This window comes from Saccharibacillus sp. JS10 (assembly GCF_024436065.1).
Classification (GTDB): Bacteria; Bacillota; Bacilli; order Paenibacillales; family Paenibacillaceae; genus Saccharibacillus.
Window position 1 is genome coordinate 26,584 of the sequence record NZ_JANFNS010000001.1, and the last position, 21,804, is coordinate 48,387.

General features: G+C 46.2%; 21 protein-coding genes. 19 read left to right on the top strand and 2 right to left on the bottom strand.

The features are described 5' to 3' along the window. Positions 1-68 precede the first annotated feature (68 nt). The 11 genes from hrpB to NOM90_RS00185 all read left to right on the top strand — a co-directional run bounded on the left by hrpB (position 69) and on the right by NOM90_RS00185 (position 11,046). Complete coding sequence (gene hrpB, locus NOM90_RS00135; protein ID WP_255939073.1) at positions 69-2,606, top strand: ATP-dependent helicase HrpB; 2,538 nt, start codon at positions 69-71, stop codon at positions 2,604-2,606. Positions 2,607-2,744: 138 nt separating this feature from the next. Next, positions 2,745-3,428 (top strand): general stress protein, encoded by a 684-nt coding sequence (locus tag NOM90_RS00140; RefSeq protein WP_255939075.1) that lies wholly within the window; start codon positions 2,745-2,747, stop codon positions 3,426-3,428. Between the two features lie 121 nt (positions 3,429-3,549). Continuing rightward, positions 3,550-4,173 carry a DUF4269 domain-containing protein gene (locus tag NOM90_RS00145; RefSeq protein WP_255939077.1) on the top strand — a complete coding sequence of 208 codons (624 nt, stop codon included), beginning with the start codon at positions 3,550-3,552 and terminating at the stop codon, positions 4,171-4,173. Positions 4,174-4,385: 212 nt separating this feature from the next. Next, positions 4,386-4,751, top strand: coding sequence for a replication termination protein (locus NOM90_RS00150; protein ID WP_255939078.1), 366 nt, complete (start codon positions 4,386-4,388; stop codon positions 4,749-4,751). A 161-nt stretch (positions 4,752-4,912) separates the two neighbouring features. After that, the gene (locus NOM90_RS00155; RefSeq protein ID WP_255939079.1) at positions 4,913-5,905 is read left to right on the top strand and encodes a Gfo/Idh/MocA family protein; all 993 of its coding nucleotides are present in this window, start codon (positions 4,913-4,915) and stop codon (positions 5,903-5,905) included. 154 nt (positions 5,906-6,059) lie between these two features. Continuing rightward, positions 6,060-7,349, top strand: coding sequence for an MFS transporter (locus NOM90_RS00160; protein ID WP_255939080.1), 1,290 nt, complete (start codon positions 6,060-6,062; stop codon positions 7,347-7,349). A 97-nt stretch (positions 7,350-7,446) separates the two neighbouring features. Continuing rightward, positions 7,447-8,046 carry an ArsR/SmtB family transcription factor gene (locus tag NOM90_RS00165; RefSeq protein WP_255939081.1) on the top strand — a complete coding sequence of 200 codons (600 nt, stop codon included), beginning with the start codon at positions 7,447-7,449 and terminating at the stop codon, positions 8,044-8,046. 80 nt (positions 8,047-8,126) lie between these two features. Then, positions 8,127-9,152, top strand: a complete 1,026-nt coding sequence (locus NOM90_RS00170) for an aldose 1-epimerase (protein ID WP_255939083.1) — start codon at positions 8,127-8,129, stop codon at positions 9,150-9,152. 38 nt (positions 9,153-9,190) lie between these two features. Next, entirely contained in the window at positions 9,191-9,775 is a 585-nt protein-coding gene (locus tag NOM90_RS00175) for a nitroreductase family protein (RefSeq protein ID WP_255939086.1), read from the top strand. A 33-nt stretch (positions 9,776-9,808) separates the two neighbouring features. Continuing rightward, on the top strand, positions 9,809-10,711 hold the full coding sequence (locus NOM90_RS00180) for an aldo/keto reductase (protein ID WP_255940490.1): 903 nt from the start codon (positions 9,809-9,811) through the stop codon (positions 10,709-10,711). An 86-nt stretch (positions 10,712-10,797) separates the two neighbouring features. Beyond that, the gene (locus NOM90_RS00185) at positions 10,798-11,046 is read left to right on the top strand and encodes a hypothetical protein (protein WP_255939089.1); all 249 of its coding nucleotides are present in this window, start codon (positions 10,798-10,800) and stop codon (positions 11,044-11,046) included. A 91-nt stretch (positions 11,047-11,137) separates the two neighbouring features. On the opposite strand, the gene NOM90_RS00190 is transcribed toward NOM90_RS00185, so the two are convergent. Further along, the gene (locus tag NOM90_RS00190; RefSeq protein WP_255939091.1) at positions 11,138-12,484 is read right to left on the bottom strand and encodes a hemolysin family protein; all 1,347 of its coding nucleotides are present in this window, start codon (positions 12,482-12,484) and stop codon (positions 11,138-11,140) included. A gap of 37 nt (positions 12,485-12,521) precedes the next feature. Further along, positions 12,522-12,899, bottom strand: a complete 378-nt coding sequence (locus NOM90_RS00195; protein WP_255939094.1) for a hypothetical protein — start codon at positions 12,897-12,899, stop codon at positions 12,522-12,524. A gap of 261 nt (positions 12,900-13,160) precedes the next feature. Between NOM90_RS00195 and NOM90_RS00200 the strand changes: the two genes are divergently transcribed. The 8 genes from NOM90_RS00200 (at position 13,161) to NOM90_RS00235 (ending at position 21,546) form a co-directional block, all read left to right on the top strand. Further along, a complete protein-coding gene (locus tag NOM90_RS00200; RefSeq protein ID WP_255939096.1) occupies positions 13,161-14,072 on the top strand; it encodes an NAD(P)/FAD-dependent oxidoreductase in 912 nt (303 codons plus the stop codon). Positions 14,073-14,189: 117 nt separating this feature from the next. After that, positions 14,190-14,543, top strand: coding sequence for a DUF3243 domain-containing protein (locus NOM90_RS00205; protein WP_305120883.1), 354 nt, complete (start codon positions 14,190-14,192; stop codon positions 14,541-14,543). A 268-nt stretch (positions 14,544-14,811) separates the two neighbouring features. Next, positions 14,812-16,512, top strand: a complete 1,701-nt coding sequence (locus tag NOM90_RS00210; RefSeq protein WP_255939097.1) for a molecular chaperone HscC — start codon at positions 14,812-14,814, stop codon at positions 16,510-16,512. Between the two features lies 1 nt (position 16,513). Next, positions 16,514-18,994, top strand: a complete 2,481-nt coding sequence (locus NOM90_RS00215) for a J domain-containing protein (RefSeq protein WP_255939098.1) — start codon at positions 16,514-16,516, stop codon at positions 18,992-18,994. 84 nt (positions 18,995-19,078) lie between these two features. Next, entirely contained in the window at positions 19,079-19,660 is a 582-nt protein-coding gene (locus tag NOM90_RS00220; protein ID WP_255939101.1) for a DUF1266 domain-containing protein, read from the top strand. A gap of 103 nt (positions 19,661-19,763) precedes the next feature. Then, positions 19,764-20,366 (top strand): nitroreductase family protein, encoded by a 603-nt coding sequence (locus NOM90_RS00225; protein ID WP_255939103.1) that lies wholly within the window; start codon positions 19,764-19,766, stop codon positions 20,364-20,366. A gap of 271 nt (positions 20,367-20,637) precedes the next feature. Next, positions 20,638-21,192, top strand: coding sequence for a hypothetical protein (locus tag NOM90_RS00230; RefSeq protein WP_255939104.1), 555 nt, complete (start codon positions 20,638-20,640; stop codon positions 21,190-21,192). A 192-nt stretch (positions 21,193-21,384) separates the two neighbouring features. After that, positions 21,385-21,546 carry a hypothetical protein gene (locus tag NOM90_RS00235; RefSeq protein ID WP_255939105.1) on the top strand — a complete coding sequence of 54 codons (162 nt, stop codon included), beginning with the start codon at positions 21,385-21,387 and terminating at the stop codon, positions 21,544-21,546. Positions 21,547-21,804 lie beyond the last annotated feature (258 nt).

The window sequence follows — 21,804 nt, forward strand, 5'->3', positions numbered from 1 at the left end:
TTTAAGTATACGACACGAAAATCGAACGACCAAGAATCAAGATCAAAATAAAAGGAGCTTTTGTACGGATGGCTGAAGAAAAAGTTCAAGAACAATTTCCGGTTGATCATGTTTTGCCAAAACTCAAACATAGTCTGACACAAAATCGTCCGACAATTTTGATTGCACAGCCGGGGGCAGGCAAAACGACAAGGGTTCCGCCTGCTTTGTTGCAAGAAGCTTGGCTAGAAGGACGCAAAGTTTTGATGCTGGAGCCGAGGCGATTGGCTGCCGTATCGGCTGCGGATTATATCGCCGAATCGCTTGGCGAAAAAGCAGGCGAGACCATCGGTTACCGGATTGCACTGGATAGCAAATCCGGCGCAAAAACCCAAGTCGAAATCGTGACGGAAGGGATCTTGACGCGTATGCTTCAAAACGATCCGTCGCTTGAAGACGTCGGGTTAATTATTTTCGACGAATTTCATGAGCGCAATTTGCAAGGAGATCTAGGTCTTGCTTTTGCGCTGCAAAGCCGCGCGGTATTCCGTGAAGATTTGCGGATTTTGATCATGTCGGCGACGATTGATCCGGTGCCGCTGATTCAGCTCTTGGGCGGAGCGGATGTCATCGCAAGCGAAGGCAGGGTCTATCCGGTAGCAACCGTACATATCGGAAGCAGCCGGGAACTTCCGCTGGAGCGGCAAGTCGCGCAAGCGGTGCGCCGAGCTTGGGTTGAAACAGAAGGCGGAATTCTCGTATTCCTGCCGGGGGTGCGCGAGATTTCGCGCGCACGGGAAGAACTGCTGCGCTCCGGCGCATTGCCGGACGCGGAAATCCACGCCCTGCACGGCGGGCTGGGGCAAGGCGAGCAGCGCCGCGCAGTCAGAGCTTCCGCGGCTGGCAAGCGGAAGATTGTATTGTCGACGACGCTTGCGGAATCGAGCATTACCGTCGAAGGAATCACCGCTGTCGTCGATAGCGGTCTGATTCGGACCCAGATGTTTTCGCCGCGAACCGGCATGTCGCGGTTAGTGACCTTGACGGAATCGATCGAGTCCGCCGATCAGCGTCGAGGTCGCGCCGGGCGAACAGCGCCGGGTATTTGTTACCGGCTATGGAGTCTTGAAGAAGAGTCCGCGATGCCCACTTCGCGCGTGCCGGAAATTTTGCAAAGCGACCTGGCGCCGCTAGCGCTTGAACTTGCCGCATGGGGCGTCCGCGACCCAAACGAGTTGGACTGGATCGATGCACCTCCGGCAGCCGGATTTGCCGAAGCGCAAAAATTGCTTCAGCGATTACATGCGCTGAATGCAGAGCATCAGATCACCGAAGAAGGAATCGCGATGAATACGCTCGGCGTGCATCCTCGCTTGGCGAGAATGATTCGCCGAGCCGCGAAGATGGAGAGCGGATTGCCGGGAATGGCTTGCGATCTGGCAGCATTGCTGCAAGAGCAAACTTCGGCTTCATCGGCAACAATCGGCAATGTGACCGATCATGTCTCGTTATTACCTCGTTTGCAAGAATTGCAAAATTCATCGGCATCATCGGCAAAAAGATCGTCAGTGAATTCCCGTTCGCCGCAAGATCGAATAATTGAACGTGCTGCTCGATTACGTCGCCTTGCCGGCGCTCCCGAGGTCGATCACTCTAACATGGATCATAACCGAGCCGGATTGCTTTTAGCCTATGCTTTCCCTGATCGGATTGCGCAGCTTAGAGGAAAAGGAAAGTTTTTGCTAAGCGGAGGACGAGGCGTGTATCTGTCTGAGCGAGAGTTATTGTCGCGCGAACTTTATCTGGTCGTTGCCGATATCGACGATCAAGGCGTAGAAGGACGAATTTGGCTTGCCGCGCCACTGGATTCCGAAGATTTGAATACTTTTGCCGCCGAAGAAGGGATAGAAGAAGTTGTCGTGGAGTGGCAGCGAGATCAAGAACGCGTATCTGCGCAGCGGGTACGCCGCATTGGAGCGGTGATTCTTCAATCGGTGCACGTATCTGATCCAGACCCGGAATCGGTAGCGGCGGCATGGATCGACGGTATTCGTACGACCAAAGGACGATTGTTGCCGTGGAGCAAACCTGCCAAAGAACTGCAAAGTCGGATGATCTTTATGAATCATGTCGATCCGCAGTTTCCGGCTGCTGACGATGATTCCTTATTAATGGAACTTGAAGAGTGGCTTATGCCTTATTTGTCGGGTATTCGAAATATTGCTCAATTCAAAAAGTTAAATCTGTTGCAAATTTTAGAGCACCGATTGCCGTGGGAGCAGCGGCGCGTTTTGGATGATGAAGCTCCGACTCGTTATACCGTACCCAGCGGTTCTCGAATCGCGATTGATTACAGCGATCCGCATCGTCCTTTTATTGCCGTGAAATTACAAGAGATGTTCGGACAAATTCAAACGCCGAAGATTGGATACGGACGCGTAGCTTTGACGATTCAGCTTCTTTCTCCTGCTCAGCGTCCGGTTCAAATCACATCGGATTTAGAAAACTTTTGGAAAGAAACTTATTTTGATGTGAAAAAAGATTTAAAAGGTCGATATCCCAAACACTATTGGCCGGAAAATCCTTATGAAGCGCAAGCAACCAGACAGGTGCGTCCTCGAAATTAAAACTTTTTAGAAAAGATTTTAATCGATTTAGCGATCAAAACTTCATCAAAATATCGTTTAATGCCTTCTGCGCCGGGTAATAAAGAAACGAACGTAATCCCAACCCAGAGTGGAAAACGATGAAGGAGGAGTTTAGACATGGCTAAGAAGATAGTGGGCGTTTTTGCAAACGAACAGGAAGCTTCGCAAGCGATACGAAACCTTCAAGACCGTGGATTTACATCAGACGAAATTTCGGTAGTGGCAAAAGATCGCAACGACCTCAGAGCGATTGACGAGGAGACTGGTACGAAAGCACCGGAAGGTCTTGCGGCAGGTGCAGCGACAGGCGGCGTACTTGGCGGCGTAACCGGATTGCTGGCAGGTGTGGGCGCTCTCGCAATTCCGGGTATCGGACCGATCTTGGCGGCGGGACCTCTAGCAGCGTCTCTAGCCGGACTAGCAGTCGGAGCCGGTGCGGGAGGTCTGGTCGGCGGTTTAGTCGGCTTAGGTATTCCGGAGAACGAAGCGGAAGAATACCAAGACCAGCTGAATCAAGGTAATATTTTGGTATTGGTCGATGAAGACAGCCGGAGCGGCGATGTGTATAGTTCGTTCCGCGATAACCGTTCGTTGAATGCAGACCGTTATGGCATGACCGAAGAAGGTTATGGTAACGAAATGCGTACCGGGGGTTCGATAGATTCGGAAATGAATCGCGAAGGCGAACAAGTGGGCATGACGAATCGGTATTCGTCTGACAATCTTAGCGAAGCGGATCGACGTCGTTCCGTCGACGATCCTTCGGATACGTTGCCGCCGCGTGGCGATCGGAATATGTAAAGTCGCTTATTTATATGAATAGTCTAAAAGACGCCTTCGGGCGTCTTTTTTGTGTTTTGACAAACACGTTGTATTCGGGCATCATCGAAGCCAAGCGCAAATTAGCAAGGAGGGTTTTTCAATGAATAGTTCTTACAATTCTAATCACTTCTCTGACTTAGTCGACCCACCGACCGGGGAAGAAGGATTACGCTGGCTGGAGCAAGGCAGTGAAGAGCAGCAACGAATCGCAAAGCTATTGCACGACAGCATTATACTGGTTCAACTAGCGGCTTATTCGCCGTCTATCGCAGGGACTTTTCCGATCGGGCTAAATATTCCGGGAAGCGATATCGATATTTTGTGTGAAGTCCCTGATTTTGACGAGTTTTTAGAAACTTGTCAGACGCTTTTTGGCGAATTCGAAAAGTTTATGACCTTACACAGTAATACAGAAGACGGTGAAGCTTGTGTGATTGTTCGGTTTACGTTGCAAGGGATTCCGATTGAGTTATTTGGGCAAAATAAGCCGGTACACGATCAGAATGGATGTCGGCATATGATTGCAGAGCGGAGGCTGTTGGCTTTGGATGTTCCGGCAGCTACCGAAAAAATCCGTCAGCTTAAAATCGAAGGATTGAAGACCGAACCTGCTTTTGCTCTTTTTTACGGATTAATTGCCGATCCTTATAACGAGTTGTATCGTTTGTCCGAAGCTCCAATAGGCGAATTGAAATTGATTATTGCAGAACGTCCTAATTTTTAATTATTTCAATACATGAAAAATTCACAATAGAAAAACAAGATTACTTCCTTCATTTACTGCGTATACGTTTCGCTTTGATCTCCTTCTGAAAAAAGGAAAAAAGGTTCGCTACGCTCTTTTTACAAGAAAAAAGATAAGAAAAGATGTGAAAGCCTGCAAAGTTGTTTATAATAATAGGGAACAGACGTTCACCCGTAAAGGAGGAGAAAAGCATGGCCTTCATGATCGCCCAACGGGCATTTATCAAACTGTACCTGATCACCATGGTTGAGCAGCAGCGCGGATACGGATATCAGATGCTCGAAGAAATGAAGGAAAACTTCAAGCCCTTCGGGTATGTTCCTCCGCAAAGTGAAATTTACCGTGCTTTGCACGAACTGGTACACGAAGGTGTTTTTTATCGCACGAAGCAGCTCAAAGGCAATGACCCGCGTGTCGATTTCCAAGAAATCGTATTGTATCATTTCACAGAAGATGGACCTGAGAAAGCGAATTTGTATAAAAAACAAGTGAAAACGGATCTGGATCGCTGCTTGGGGATGTTGAACAAAGCGGCTGAAGATAATTTCGGTACGTAGTCCAAGATCAGGATTCAAGCACAGTTGATCAAATAAAGTACATCAAAAAGACACGCTACTCGTTCCAGAGACAGGCGTGTCCTTTTTGAATAAAAAGATCATTGGCAAACGAAGAAGAAAGCGTTACCATCGAAGAAGCTCAACATAAGGAGGGACGCAGGATGAATAAAAAGTTAAGATGGGGAGTTGTAGGAACAGCGGCAATAGCCGAACATGCTTTTATCCCGGCTACGCAGCAATCTGAATTAGGACTTGTGCAAGCGATCGCCAGTCGCGATGAAAGCAAAGCGCAAGAGATGGCGCAACGGTTGGGTATCGAGCGTTATTACGGCAGCTATGAGCAGTTGATCGACGATCCTGATATCGATGCACTCTACATTCCGCTTCCGAATCATCTACACCGGGAATGGGCAATACGCGGCGCTCAAGCCGGAAAGCATATTTTATGTGAAAAACCAGCGTCTTTAAATACACAAGAAACAATAGAAATGGTAGAAGCTTGCCGAGAGAATGGGGTTTGTTTTGCGGAAGCTTTTATGTATCGATATAGTGACAAGCACCGCCGGGTACGCGAAATTATGGATTCGGGTGAAATTGGAGATATTCGCTTTATGCGAGGCGTTTTCAATTATTGCACACCGGATGATACGGGAAATGTCAGATTTCATCAAGCGATGGGCGGGGGTTCGATTTACGATATCGGGGTATATCCGATCTCGGCAGCCCGAATGATCATGCAAAGTGAACCTCTATGGGCATCCGCGCATGCTTTCTTTTCTCCCGAACACGATCATGTCGATATGGCGGCTTCTGGATTATTAGCTTTTCCGGGCGGCATATCGTTGATGTTCGAATGCAGCATGTGGGCGTATAACCGATCGTTTTTTGAAATTACAGGTACAAAAGGGCGGATCGAACTTCCGTTTATGTTTGGTTGGCGGGAAAATCCGCAAATCATCGTAGATACCGATCAAGAGCATCGCGAAGAAAAAATCCACGGAATCAATCACTATATTCTTCAATCGGATCATTTTGCGCGTGCGGTATTCGGTGAACAAGAGCTTCCTTATTCGGCTGAAGATGCGGTACATAATATGAAACTGGTCGAAGCGTGTATTCGCTCAGCGCGAGAAGGCGTACAAATCAAAATTTAAACAAGCCAAACGTCTTGCTTTGAAGCAAGGCGTTTTATTTATGTAGCCACGTCAAAAAAAATTTAACGAAACCTCTTGCAAATAGATTAATGATCGTTAAAATAAGATTAACATTAAAAATATTTTAACGTTAATTAAATTTTGAGGAGGAATCATGATGCAAGATACGGCAATCCCGACTCTTACGACCGCTCCATCCAAAAAAGGAGGGTTGAAGTCACTTTGGAACCATCGATCGTTTCGTCAGATTTTAATCTCACGTGTGTTATCCAATTTTGGAGATTCTGTAGACGTTATCGCTTATAGTTGGCTCGTTTATTTGCTGACCGGATCAAAATTGCTGATGGGTACTTTATTCGCTGTCGGTACTTTACCCACGATTGTATTAGGTGTTTTTGCTGGAGTATGGGTAGATCGATGGTCAAAAAAACGTACGGCAATCGTCAGCGCTGTTATCCGAGGCGCAATCGTTGCTGGAACCGCTTTGCTTTATATCAGCGGAACGATTGAAGTATGGCATCTATTTGTTCTTTCGATGTTATTATCGTCCGTCGCCGCGTTTTCGAATCCAGCCATGATGTCGTGGTTGCCGCAACTGCTTTCCAAAGAACAGATTATGCCCGGAAATTCGTTAATGGCTTCGGCGGCACAGACCGCTAGACTCGGCGGATTTGCATTATCAGGCGCATTGATCGCTTGGGTCGGGCTTGGCGGCGCATTTGGGCTTAACGTACTCATGTTGCTGTTATCGGCTTGGGTATTGCTGGTCGTTCCGTCTCCGCGTTCGGATCAGGAAAAGGCTTCTGGAAATTTATCGGCGTCACGGTTTGGGCAAGAACTATTATCTGGATTTTCTTATCTGATTCATCAAAAAATGCTACTCCTCATTATTGGTTTGGCGACTTTTTTGAATTTTGCGGTCTCACCGATCGAAGCTTTGGAAGCCGCTTATGTAGGAGAACTTTTGGAGCAAGGTCCAAGTGCGCTGAGTGCGCTCAGTATTGGTATGGCAGTCGGTATGATTATAGGCGGATTGATTCTCGGGCAAATCGGATCTTCGGTGCGAAAAGGAACATTGATGATTGCCGGATTTGTAATCATGGGAATTTCGATTGGCTTGATGCCGCTTCCGCCACTTATTCAATCGCCGCAGATCGCTTTGATCTTTGCAGCAGGTCTTTATCTACTATTAGGATTATCGATCAATCTGATTGCTTCACCGGCTACCGCTTATGTGATGGAAGAAACACCGCCTCAGTTGCTCGGTCGCGTAGCTTCCTTATTTAACACGTTATGTCTAGCAGCTTTCCCGATCGGTAGTGCGTTATCGGGTGCACTCGCTGAACAAATTCAGTTATCTCCTTTGTATCTCATTATGTGTGGGCTGGTTTTGATCCCGACAGTCGTGATCGTCATGACTCCAAAACTTCGTACATTAAAATAGAAGGTTTTTGTGCACCCTGTTCGTTTTCACCTATAATGAAAAAGGACAGGGTTCGTTGTATAGACGAGCCGACGACGAAAAATCGGGAGCTGGAAGCGTGGACAATCAAGATAATAAAATCTTAAATACGGTGGAAGAAATCAAGATTTATTCAGATCCGTATCGGCTTCGAATTTTAAAAACATTTTTGGATTTTGGCAGACCGGCAACGGTAAAAGAAGTCGCGGATCGTATGGGCGAAGTGCCGGCAAAAGTGTATTATCATGTAAAAAAATTAGAATCTATTGGTCTAGTGACGATCGATCATACCGAAGTCATTAACGGCATTGTGGCAAAATATTATGCGTCGTATTCCGGTCAAATCGAGATTAAAGCCGCAGAAATTCAACCTGAAATGCGCGGTGTGTATTGGTCGAATGTTCGCCGCTTGATTGCCGAACAATTCGATCAAACGAAAGAAACATTTTTGGAGCGGGTTACAGGCGAAGGCGATAGCGGAAAGTTTATGCAAAATAAGCTATATATGAACCCGGAAGAAGCGGAAGAACTTTTCCTTCGTATGCAAAAGTTATTCGAACCTTATGAACGAAAGCGCGGCGGTGAGCAGATCCAATCTTATGAGTTGTTTTTGGCTTTTGGAGCGGATTTGCCAAAAACAACTCCCAATAAAAAAGAAGATCAGTCAGATTCTGATTAAAAGTCATTTGAAAGCGCCTTAAGGGTAAGGATATAATGAAAGTTGAGCGTTTCCATTTTGATTTAAAGGAGCCTATATCCATGAATCCAATTCCCGGAACACCTCCAGTCTATGAAGCCAAACGTGGCGAATATCAAGGAGAAGAAGCAATTTGGTTGAATTACGGTGATTATGAAGCAGCCGTGCTTCCGAAAATTGGCGGCAATCTGATCGCTTTTCGCGATAAGAAGCGTGAATTTAATTTTTTGCGCGAACCTGAAGATATGCAAGCTTTTGTAGCTGATCCCGGTACGCATGGGATTCCGCCATTGTTCCCTCCGAATCGGTACGACGGGGGTCTGTTGAAATGGAACGGTGAAGAGTATCATTTCCCGATCAATGAAGAAGCAACCGGTAACTTTTTGCATGGGTATGTACATACGCTACCGTGGGAAGTCGAAGCGTTCGGAGCTTCGGAAGCCGAAAGTTTTGTGACGGTTACTCATCGCGTTGACGAAGGTCATCGGATGTATGAATATTTTCCTTATGCGTTCACTCTGCGAATTCGTTATTCGTTGAGCGCTTTGGGTCTTGAACAAGACGTAACCCTATTGAACGAATCAGGACGGGAATTCCCGGCATTGCTTGCTTTCCATACGGCGTTGAACGCGCCTTTTGCCAAAGAAAGTCAGTCGGACGATTGCACAATCAAAGTTACGATCGGGCAGCGCCGAGAAATGAGCAATCGTATGCTCCCTACAGGAGAATTCCAAGCTTTGACCGAGTGGGAAGAAGAAATGCGCGAACTCGGCGTCAATCCTTATGTCGATTCGATGGACAATCATTATACAGCAGTGCCGCAACAAGGGCGTAACCGTGCAGAGATTACCGATACTCGGATTGGAGTCAAAGTCGTATACGACGTTGGTACTTCATATCGTCATTGGATGATTTGGAACAGCGGAGCCGGCGGATCATTTATCTGCCCGGAACCTCAAGTGAATATGGTCAATGCACCGAATGAAAAGCTGCCAAGCGACGAGATCGGATTGTTTGCGATTGAGCCCGGCGAAATTTGGCAAGCGACAAGCCGAATCTATGCGGTCGATCTAGTAAGCGGCGTCTAATTTATATTTTTGCATGTAGGTAGGAAAGGGGAATTGTAATGGAATTGTTTGAAGCGATCCAGACTCGTCGCAGTATCGGAGTCCTTAAAGATGAAGAGGTACCGCGTGAACTCATCGAGCGTATTTTGGAAGCGGGAACTTGGGCACCGACGCATCGTCGAACTGAACCGTGGCGGTTTTTCGTATTGCAAGGAGAAGGGCGTTCGCGTCTGGTTGCCGCCATGGTCGATACAGAAGCCGCAGAAAAAGGAACGCAGCCTTCAGCGGAGGAAAAAGAAGAACTGCTGATCTCGGCAAACAAAAAAGTGTCGCGTGCTCCTGTTATTATTGCGGTAGGTTGTGATCCTGTCGAAGATCCGAAAATTATTCCATTGGAAGAAACGTTGTCTGTCGGAGCGGCAATTCAAAATATGCTGCTTCAAGCGCATGCTTCGGGTCTCGGCGCTGTATGGCGCAGCGGAACCGCTTGTTACCATCCCGTGATGGCAGAATCTTTCGGTCTAGGGGAAAAAGGTCAAATGTTAGGCTTTATTTATCTGGGATACCCGGATCGCGAAGCTGGCGAAGGCAAACGCGAACCGGTGTCATCCAAAACGGTCTGGATCGATCGCGCCGAAGACTGAAATTTGAAGTTGTAGGAGGATCAAGGCATGAATTTGAAGCAAAACAAACTTGGACATTCGGATCTTTCCGTGAGTGAGATCGGTTTTGGTTGTATGTCGATCGGGACAGAAGAAAAGCAAGCCGTTAGTCTTTTGCATGAAGCACTAGATTTAGGGATTAACTTTTTGGATACGTCCGATCTGTATGACGCGGGGCGAAACGAAGAATTAGTCGGCAAAGCGATCAAAGGACGACGTAGCGACGTAATCTTGGCGACTAAAGTCGGGAATCGCCGAGTACCGGGTCAAGAAGGCTGGGTCTGGGACGCTTCCAAAGACTATATTTTATCCGCGGTCAAAGACAGTCTGCATCGGCTGGGTACGGACTATATTGATCTGTATCAACTTCACGGAGGGACGCTCGACGATCCTATTGATGACACTATTGAAGCTTTCGAACAATTGAAGCGTGAAGGCGTAATTCGCTACTACGGCATTTCGTCGATACGACCCAATGTAGTACGTGAATATGTGTCTCGTTCTTCGATTGTCAGCGTAATGAGTCAATACAGTATTTTTGATCGCAGACCGGAAGAAGATATCATCCCGCAGCTTCAATCTAAAGGTATTGGAATGCTGGCACGTGGCCCTGTGGCAAGCGGCTTGTTAACGGATCGCGGCGAAAATAAGCTTGCTAAAGGATATTTGGGCTACGACGAGTCTCAATTGCGAGATTTCCGTTCGGGAATTGAGCAAGCTTCTGATCGTCCGATGCTAGAGACCGCGCTTCGCTATCCATTAGCTTCTTCGACGGTGTCTTGCGTACTCGCAGGGGCGAGTAGTTCGGAGCAACTTCGTGCCAATATTGACGCTGTTTCCGCATCGGCTCTTAGCGAAGCAGAACTTGAAGCCATACGTTCGGTCGTTCCGGCAAACCAATATACGCAGCATCGTTAATTGGACAATATTGGATTCGGCGTTTAGTTCGCCTGATGTTACGGGTAAAGGTGAGAAGAACCCGATAACAGGAGGTGTTTCAGACGATGGATGAGAAAAAAGAAGAAAAAAAGCAACTTGAGCAAAACCAGGACGATCGCAATCGCGAAGGAGCGCTCGATCATCCCGAACAATATCCGACAGAAAATGAAAGCTTGTTCGATATGCACGAGTCGGAGAAGAATGTCGATGCACTGCCTATAGAAGATATTCGCCTTGAGCAAGAAGAAGAAAAAGACAAAGACGGAACGAAGCAACGTTCTTCGAGTAACGATAAATACAACAGCGGTTTTTAACGTATACGATATCGATAAAAACAGCCTTTACAAACAAAAAGCCTTCCGGCGTACCGGAAGGCTTTTTGGTATTCGATTTTATAACCCACAATCACACTTCTTCATGCAAAGCATTTTGTTCCAAATTCTCATCTGCCACTACCGGATGTCTGACAATTTCAAGTTTGCGGTAACGACGTGGACCACGGCGAAGTACCGTAAATTCAAGATTTTCATACGTCCATTTTTGTCCGACGGTCAGATCAGGCTTATGCCCGTATAACCAACCGCCAATCGTATTCAACTCTTCGTCATCCAAATCGATCGTCAACAATTCGTTAATGCGATGAATAAATACTTTTCCGTCTACGACCAGATCGTTTTCGGACATTTGAACCAACTCGGCTTCTTCCGCTTCGTCGAATTCGTCGCGAATATCCCCAACGATTTCTTCCAAAATATCTTCAATCGTTACCATACCGGATGTGCCGCCATATTCGTCAACCAAGATCGCTAGATGCGTATTTTCCCGTTGCATCTTTTTGAGCAAGTCTTTGACTGCCATACTTTCCGATACGGACATCACCGGATGTACAAGCGAAGCAACATCCAAATCCGGATTGTCTTCCAACGCCAAAAAGTATTGCTTCGTGTTGATCATCCCGACAATATTGTCTTTACTCGAATCAGCAACCGGGAAGCGTGTGTACTGTTCTTGTACAATGATCCGGCGATTGTCTTCACGGGATTTGTCGACATACAAGCATGCCATATCGGTACGTGGAACCATAATTTCGTTGGCGAGTAATTCATCGAAAGCAAAAATTCGGTTCACATAACCCAGTTCGCTTTGATTGATTTTGCCGCTCTCATAACTTTCATTCAAAATCAATCGCAATTCTTCTTCGGAAAAAGCTTCGCCATGCTCGCTGGCAGGTTTCATTCCGATCAATCGTCCGATCTGATTCGCTGAACCGTTCAATAACCAAATGAAAGGATACATCACTTTATAAAAAACAAGCAGTGATCCCGATACCGCTAATGTTACGGCTTCCGACTTTTGAATCGCGACTGTTTTTGGGAAAAGTTCGCCGACGACCACATGCAGATACGTGATGACTACGAATGCCAACACATAAGACAGCACGGAAGCTACTGCGACTGGAATCGCCGGAATCGCTTCGAATACCGGATGAAGCAGTAGCTCCATCGTCGGTTCGCCGAGCGAGCCGAGTCCGAGTGCGGTGATCGTAATTCCCAACTGACAAGCGGACAACGATCCGTCCAGGTTAGTAATGACTTGTTTGGCTTTCACTGCGCGTTTGTTGCCTTCCAAAATTAACTGATCGATCCGACTTGCGCGGACTCGAATAATAGCAAACTCCGTAATAACGAAATAAGCGGTTGCGGCAATAAGTAGAGCAACCAACGTAAGATTGGTAACAATCGTAACTCCCATGATGTAAAAATTCTCCCTTCGTGTATAAAACGCTTTTTTAACTTAAGGAAAAGCGATTTTTATGCACGTAATTCGAGAGAAACTTGAGCGGCATCAGTAACATTCTTTTCAAATGAAGCCAGACGACCCAGCCAATCAACCATACAAAACTATGCAGCTGGAAAAACAAAGGATCGGGCGGCATCGGATCAGATTGAAGCGGAATTTCATCCGGTACCCAGATCACTGACGATAAACCGGAAGGTAAAAGACCGACTCCGATATCTGCGCTGTTGTAATTATCGAGCGCTTCATCCAAATCAATCGGATCAATATCTTTTAAAATAGCAGGCGATAAACACAGGACGACCGTCAACAATAAAGTAAAAAAGAAATGGCCCCCGTTTTTCGTTTTCCGAGAAACGTTTTGGGGCATGATTATTCGGTTCGGGAAAACCAACAACCCCTTTCAATATGGAAATCAACCTATATAAGCAATCATTAAATATGCAAAAGATGAAATAAGAATAGAAGCTACACAAATTGTATGAACAACTGCACTGCATGTCAAATAAACGTTCAAAAGCTTCGATTTGGTTTATATACTTTTGAAACCAACTGGTTAAAAGCAAGCAATATTGCAGTCATAAGTAAAGACTGACTTCTAGGTTTGCATATCGGAGAGGAGCCTTTTGTTATGGTGTACGATTGTATCATTATTGGAGGAGGAATCGCGGGTACGCAAGCTGCGATCCAACTCGGACGTTATAGTACGCACAATGTTCTCGTCGTCGACTCCGGGCATGGTCGATCTTCCGTTTGTCATACGTATCACAATATTATTGGCTGGGAAGAAGGCGTAACAGGTGAACATCTGCGCCAAGTCGGAAGAAAGCAAGCCGAGACGCTAGGCATCGAATTTATGGAAGCGACTGTAACGGAAGCTTCAAGAGACGGTGAACGTTTTGTGCTGACAACAGGCGACGGTACACGCTTAATTACGCATACGGTATTGATTGCAACGGGGTTGCTGGATCGGTATCCGGAAATCGAAGGGTTGCGTCATGCGCTGGGCTATAGCATTTATATTTGCCCGGATTGCGACGGTTACGAGATTGTAGACCGCAAAACGGTACTGATCGGCTCAGGTGAGCATGGTTCGGGTATGGCTGTATTGCTTGCTGAACGTACGCCGCATGTAACCTATATCAATCATGAACAACAACCGATCGAACCTAAATTGTTGGAGCATTTGCGTGAAAAAGGAATTCGATACGAAGAACAAAAAGTAATCGAAGTACGTTCAGACGAGCATCGGGATATTCAATCGGTTGTGCTGGAAGATGGGCAAGTGATTGAAGCGGAAAAAGGTTTTATTGCTTTTGGCGGAAATCATGTGCGGACAGAATTGGCGCAGCAACTTGGGGTGACGTTGGAGAGCAACCGTCATATCAAAACAGACCCTCGAAGCAAAATGACAGATGTAGACGGCGTATGGGTAGCCGGAGATATTGGGCTGCACTCCGAACTCTCGACGATTGCAATGGGAGAAGGAACGCAAGCAGCTATCTGGATACACAAAAAATTGCGCAAAATTCATAAAAGCTAAAATGTTCAGGTTCATATTCGCCAGAGAGGTTAATAATAGTGCAGCAGGTGCTTGAAGCTTTGAAGCAATGCCGTTAGATCCGCTTAGAGAAACCCACACCCGAGAGGAGAACTAACCATGAGCGACAACATCAAAGAACAACAGCACGCAGTAACAAAAGACGGAGAATTGCATACCGATAAGGTAGAGCAAACGATCGATCGCATTAGCGACGATAAAAAGGATAAAATTTTACAAGATTTCGAAGAATTCAAAAAGTATTTGCATAACCGTATCAAAATCGGCGAAAGCATCGGGCTTGGCGAAGAACAACTCGCTAAAGTTGCAGAAAAAGTAGCCGGTTACCTGGCTTCTCACGAAGAGCCGCGCAATAGCGAAGAAAAGCTGTTGCAAGAGCTGTGGAAAGTTGGCGACGAAGATCAGCGTCATAAGCTGGCGCATCTGTTGGTACGTTTGGCTCAAAATTCCTAAGAATTATTCGGAAATTGCGGATGTACCGCCAACCGGGCGGTTTTACAAAAATCGGACCAACCTTTATACACACCTTACGACGTACAACCAAGCAGTTACCGATTTTGGGAAAGCCTTCCGGGTATCATGGGAGGCTTTTCTTTTTTGATTTTATCGATCTTGATTTTAACCTCAACGAAACGCACAAATGTGCCGTATATAAAGTATAAGCTAATATCGAATGGTTATAGATTTTCTTAAAATTAAACCGAAGTACGAGGTGAACATCATGCCGATTATCGGGATCGATTTAGGAACAACAAACAGTTTAGCATCGTATCGAACAGAAGAAGGCAGCACATTGATTCCGAACGCACTCGGAAATGTACTAACGCCTTCGGTTGTTGGTGTAGACGATAATGGTCAAATGTTGATTGGTGAGATTGCAAGGGAGCGTCTCATTACACATCCAGAGCGCACAGCTGCGCTTTTCAAAAGATACATAGGAACAGATCGACGCTATCAATTGGGCGAACATGAATTTTCTGCGGAAGATTTATCGGCTTTTGTATTGCGTTCGCTAAAAGCAGATGCAGAAGCTTTTTTAGGCGAGCCTGTCGAAGAAGCTGTGATCAGTGTTCCCGCTTATTTCAACGACATTCAGCGCAAAGCGACGAAGCGTGCGGGAGAACTGGCAGGGCTTCGCGTGGAGCGATTGATTAACGAACCTACGGCTGCTGCCGTGGCATACGGGCTGCATTTGGAACAAGAAGAAAGTCAATTTCTTGTATTCGATCTTGGCGGAGGAACGTTCGACGTCTCGATTTTAGATATGTTTGAAGGCGTGATGGAGGTCAAATCAGTTGCCGGCGATGCTTTCTTGGGCGGAGAAGATTTTACAGATCTATTGATTGATCGTTTTTTGGAACGCTTCGAATTAGATCGGGACGGTCTGGATAATCGAACGATGGCAGCGCTACGCAAGCAAGTCGAGCAAGGCAAACGATTGTTAACGATGCAGCAAGACGCCAAGCTTTCATGCACCGTTGATGGAACAACGCATGAATGGATCATTGATCGCGGTCTATTCGACCATTTATCGAAGCCCCTTCTGAACCGCTTGCGGCATCCGGTTGAACGTGCACTCAAAGACGCTGCGCTCAGCCCAAAAGAATTAAATGAAATCATTCTGGTCGGAGGCGCTACGCGTATGCCGCTGATTTATTCGTTTGCGGCTCGGTTATTCGGACGTTTTCCGGCTGCACGGATTCATCCAGACGAAACGATCGCGATCGGAGCAGGCATCGTAGCCGCGATGAAAGAACGCCGCGAGGAACTTAAAGAAGTCGTATTGACTGATGTATGCCCGTATACGCTTGGGACGATGGTTACGGTGAAAAATAGTTCAGGTGGCTACGATAACGGACACTTTTTCCCGATTATTGAACGTCATACGGTGATACCGGCAAGCCGCGTCGAACGGTTCTTTACGGTAAGCGACGATCAGAAAGCGATCCGGATCGAAATTTATCAAGGTGAAAACCGCTTAGTTCGTAACAATATCAAGCTTGGACAATTGGAGATTCCGGTTCCGGCAAGCAAAGCGGGCGAAGAAGCGGTAGATTTACGTTTTACGTATGATATTAACGGTATTCTTGAAGTGGAAGCGACGACGTTATCGACCAGCGAAACCCACCGACTGCTGATTCGTGAAGATGCAAGCGGAATGACGCTCGAAGAAGTGGAAAGTCGTTTTCTCGAATTGGAAGCGATTAAAATCCACCCGCGCGACAAAGCGGAAAATCGATTGCTACTCGCTCGCGGCGACCGGATCTACGAAGAATCGTTGGGTAGCGTGCGCCCTCGGATTGCGGGAGCTTTGAGACGGTTCGAATCGGCATTGGGACGCCAAGACGAGCGAGAAATCCGCAAAGAAGCAGGAATGTTAAAAGAATTGCTGGAATTGGCGGAAAAGCAGCCGGAGGATTGATATGAATATTTGGGCGACATTGGGCATTGAACCCACATCGGAAATCAAAGCGATTAAGCGCGCCTATGCGCGTCGTTTGAAAGAACATCATCCCGAAGAAGACCCGGAAAATTTTCAACTGGTGCGGAGCGCTTATGAAGCAGCACTGGAAGAAGCTAAATTACTCCAGCAAGGCGAATCTGTTCCGCTGCTTAACCAAGACGAACTTGAACAGCTGAGAGATCCCGCTCCAGCGGCGGCTACGCCGGGAGAAGAATCGCCAATCCGTATCTTTTTACAACGTTGCGAAGAACTATATGCCGATATTACGAGCCGTGTCGATCCGGAAGAATGGCAGTCGTTGCTTGACGACGAACTATTTTGGCCGATCGAGACGAGAGAACGGATAGGCGACGCGTTGTTTGGATTTTTGTTAAAACATCCTTTTGTTCCTCAACAAGTGTTGCATCAATTAGATCGACATTTTGAATGGATGATCCGAGAACGCAAATTGGCAGAAAGTTACGATCAAGCGCAAATCACTTTATTTATGGAACGTTTTTCGACGTTTTGGGAACTGCGATATGATCGATTGTGGACAGACGAACCTTATGATTACGATGCTTTTTTACAATTTCGCGAACAAGCTCATTATGCGCTGGCGGTCGATGATCTAGAACTTGCCGAAAAAGCACTCAAAGGCGCTGCGCTTCTTCACAATCGGGAACCGGACTGCCTGCGTCTGATTGCGGTATTTTATATGCGGAAAAATCAACTGGAGTCTGCGCTTCAAGTGTTGCAGGAATGGATTGAGGACGAACCGGAAGAACCTGAAGCTTTATTGATGCGAGCTGAAGCACAGTTTCGCTCTCAACGTTGGGAGCAAGCTTTGGCGGATTATACTTCGGTATTGACGTCGTTGCCTGGAAGTATCCATGCACTGAGCGGTATAGCAGCTTGCCAAGAAGCGCTGGATCAGCCGTGGGAAGCCAAAGCCATCTATGAAAATTTGTGTGCGTATTACCCGGAAGATTTAGATGCGCAAATTAGGCTATTGAACTTGAATAACCGCTTAGCCGCAGAGACCACCCAGAGTGAAAGCGATCCGCTTGAGCAGATTCAAAAATTAGCCGAGTTGTATTTGGATACAGGCCGACCTGGGGAATGCGTAGACTTGTTGCTTGAAGCCGAGAATCAACATCCGTTATATGCAGAGCTAAATTTCTTGCTTGGAAAAGCATTCGGAAAAATGGAGCGTTATGCGGAAAGTGAGCAACGTCTGCATCAAGCGATAGCTCAGACTGAATCGGAACCTTCGAAACAAGCCGATATTCTCAAACTTCGCGGGCTTATTCGAATCGCGCTTGCACGTTATGAAGAAGCGCGAAGCGACCTCACACGTGTATTGAAGTTGCAACCTTCTGATCCAGAAGCTTTGTATCGGTTTGGGGAATCGTTACGAATGGAAGGCAAATACGAAGAAGCGCTTCTTTTCTTTAATCATGCGCTGAATCTATCTTCCAACTGGTATTACCATTCAGCGCGGGGAGATTGTTTTTATTCGCTGCGGCAATATCCAGAAGCGCTGCTTGATTATCTGCGCGTGATTCAGTACGACCGTGGGCTTAATGAAGCTTGGTTCCGCGCAGGTTATTGTTTTTTGCGTATCGGAGATTATCCGCACGCGTTAGAGTATTTCGGCGAAGCGCAAGAACGTGGATTTCCACAAGCCGTTCAATTGCTTATTGCCGAAGCTCATTTTCGCTCAGGCGATCTGCAACTCGCGACTGAAGTGGCAGCTGCTTACAACGAAGAGCGACCTGAAGAGTATTATGGGCTTATTGTGGAAGGCGATCTGTATCGGATGTCCCAGCGGTATGAAGAAGCGTTGGAACGTTATCGGCGTTCTGCACATATCGCAGCCAATGAGTATCTTCCACTTCGTCTGACAGCAGAAATGTTATTGAAGCTTCATCGTGTGCAAGAAGCCAGCGTTGAGTTGGATCGACTTGTCCAACATTATCCGCAGCGAGGTTGGGCGCATCTTCAACGGATTCGATTACGCGTTGAAGCGGGTCAATGGAAAGAAGCGGAATCCGCGATCGTTTATTATACAGAGCAAGTTGAGCCAAAAGCACAAGATACATTGGTATTGCTCTATGGCGGGTATATTTTGATGCGGATGGCGCAATACGAGCAAGCCCTTCAATTTTTGGAAGCGGCGAGTAAAGTGGGTCTTCATCAAGAAGTAGCCGAGTATTTGGTGCGTTGTTATGCGGCAATAGGAAAATACGAGCAAGCGGAAAAAGTGTTGGCGCAAGCGCTTGAAATCTATCCGCATGATGCGGCTCTACTTGAAATCTCAGAAGTGTTGAAGCAGCGTCATTCCCGGAAATGGAAATTATTGCGTCGTTTACGCGAAGTTGAGTTACCGCCGATTGAGTCTGATCCACAAATGCCGGAACCTCAAGGAGAACCATTGCCCGATATTCATGGATTTTAAAAAAAGGAGCTGAGCGTTATCGAATCGTTAGAGCTGGAACCTAGATCTTTGCGCTCATTTGCTCTAGGTGCTGTACTTTTTCGGATGAATGGATTGTGGGAAGAAACAGGGTTTGCTTGGCATTCGTCTCGCAAAGAAGAATTGCGGAAGCTACTTTCCCATACATGGTCGATCCATGATGAGGAGTCGCTTGATAAGCATTTGAATTTTTTGTGGGCGGAAGGAGCCCAAGCTTCGTATCACAAAACAGAAGCTTTTTTGAACACTTTATCTTTTCGCAACCGAGAAGCTTATTTCGAACGGCTAAACGGAAATACGGCTCTGTTCAATCATGCTCGGCTGGTACAGATGTATAGCGGCAAGCTGCCGCCATCCGGCATTGCCGCTTGGGATTTGGGACAGTACGTTTTTATCTGCAAAGCCGCGTATTCGGCAGGATGGATGACGGAAGAACTTGCTATTGAACGTGCGATGAAAGCTGCCAAACGTTGCCAAACGTTATACACCGGATGGAGCGAGTTCGGTATTGCGTATTTGGCAGGAAGACAGATTTGGACAAACCAGCCTTCGGCAGAAGCTGCAAAACCTTATGTGGATTGTGTCTCGCAACTGCTAACCGATGCCCGTAGTTTGTGGCAAAGACTGCCTTGGGATATGTCGCTATAGCGGAAATCTTCCTTATTAGTTGACTTGCTAAATGAACTGATATATAGTTTATTACGAAAAGTTATTAAAATACTTTTGTAATTGACTAAGGAGGATTTTTACTGTGGCAAAAGCATTTTTTGAGGCTCTGAAATCTAGACGTTCGATCTATGGTATTGGCAAAGACGTTTCGGTAAGTGAAGAAAGAATCCAAGAAATTGTAGAAGAAGCAGTGAAATTCACACCAACTTCGTTCAATTCTCAAACTTCCCGTGCTGTCGTTCTGTTTGGAGATCAGCATGATAAAGTCTGGGATCTTACATTAGCTGAATTGAAAAAAGTCGCAGCTTCGGAAGAAGCTTTTGCAGCGACAACCGATAAAATTAATTCGTTCAAAAGCGGTTATGGCACGGTTCTCTTTTTCGAAGATCAAGACATCGTGAAAAACTTGCAAAACCAATTTGCTTTATACGCGGATAACTTCCCGATCTGGGCAGATCAATCATCAGGTATGCTGCAACTTGTAGTCTGGACAGCTTTGCACGACGAAGGTCTGGGCGCTACTTTGCAGCACTACAATCCGCTGATCGACGCAGGGGTACAAGAGGCTTGGAACTTGCCGGCAAGCTGGAAACTAAGAGCGCAAATGCCTTTCGGTCAACCGCTTGCGCCTGCCGGAGAAAAAGCAGTACAACCTGTTGAGGAACGCGTGAAAGTGTTCAAATAAAGCTGAGTTCAAGAAATCAGATCAAGAAGTGGCTCTATATGCGCCGCTTCTTTTTTTGTTGCTTTTTGTTTTCAAACTGTCATGATTTTGTTCCAAAAGAGTCGATATTGTAAGAACTTTTTGATCAAATCGACACTCTTTTTTTGATACCAGGTCCTATAATGAAAACAAGAAGGAAATTTGCAAAAAAAGTTTCCGCAAGCAAGCCTTCGGGTAATAACACTTACCGACAACTTGCAAATTCAGGAACTTCTGAAAGGGGAGAGCAACTATGAAAAAAACAACACTCGGAATGATCGGTACAGGAATTTTAGCTTTTATGATCGGATTTGGATACTTTCCAACATCGAACGTTCTGACTCAGGCAGAAGCTGCTCCCGCAGAACAAACGACTCCTACAACGACGGAACAAACCTATACAGTATTTATTAACTCGGTTCAAAAAGAACAAGACGGCAAGCTTCAATTGGAAACAGATCGCATCGGTTGGTACACAGGCGCAGCGGCTGATAAGCTCTTTTTGGAAGAAAACCCGGATGCAGCTGAAGAACTGGGCGGAGCACCAGACGGTTATTACATCGTCAACAATGACTTGACTGAAGTGAAACTTCCAGTTGCAGCTGATGCTGAAGTATTGATGCAAATCTACGATCGTACTGGCAACTACGAAGATATGGACATTCAATGGAATGAGCCAATCACAACAAGCAAGTTCGATGCGCAATATAACAATCCGCTTGGATTGCTTGACCTGAGTGCATTCCCTTACCATATCACGGTAAAAGACGGCGTGATCGTCAAAATCGTACAACAATACATTCCATAAAATTTGTAAATGATAGACTCCGGCGGAAGGTTTTCCGACCGGAGTTTTTGTTTGGAAAAATGGTGTTTACAACGTATGCAATTTCTTATATAGTCAGGCTATACTTATTAACGTGTCTACGGCAAATCCTGAATCTAAAGCATGAGAACGCTTTTATAACCGGGGAGCCGAACTAGCTGGAGGCGAATATTCATGGTGTCATCCAAAGTCAAAATTGCAGGTTGCGCATTGCTGGTCGCTGTATTCGAAGCGGCGGGAATCCGATCGATTTTGTATCCGGATTATGTTCAAGCAGTTCTTTATGCAGGTGCAGGGATTGTATTGGCTTCTTCACTGATTCGTCGTAAAGTGTAAGCGTACGCATAGGCTTGGTTATGCCGAAAATCACCAATGATCATGGATGTGATCAAAAACGTTTTTCAATCCCGATCCCGGGTTTGAAAAACGTTTTTGATTTTCGCGTAATTTTTCTTTACATGTGAAGCAAGACAGGATAGACTGTGAAACAGACTCGAAAGAGATCCCGGCGCGTGCCAAAGGAAGTTCAGGTTTGTCTTCATTGAGTAATTTTTCACAAAGTCGATGGAGATAACCGGTTCTTTTTTGTGGCTA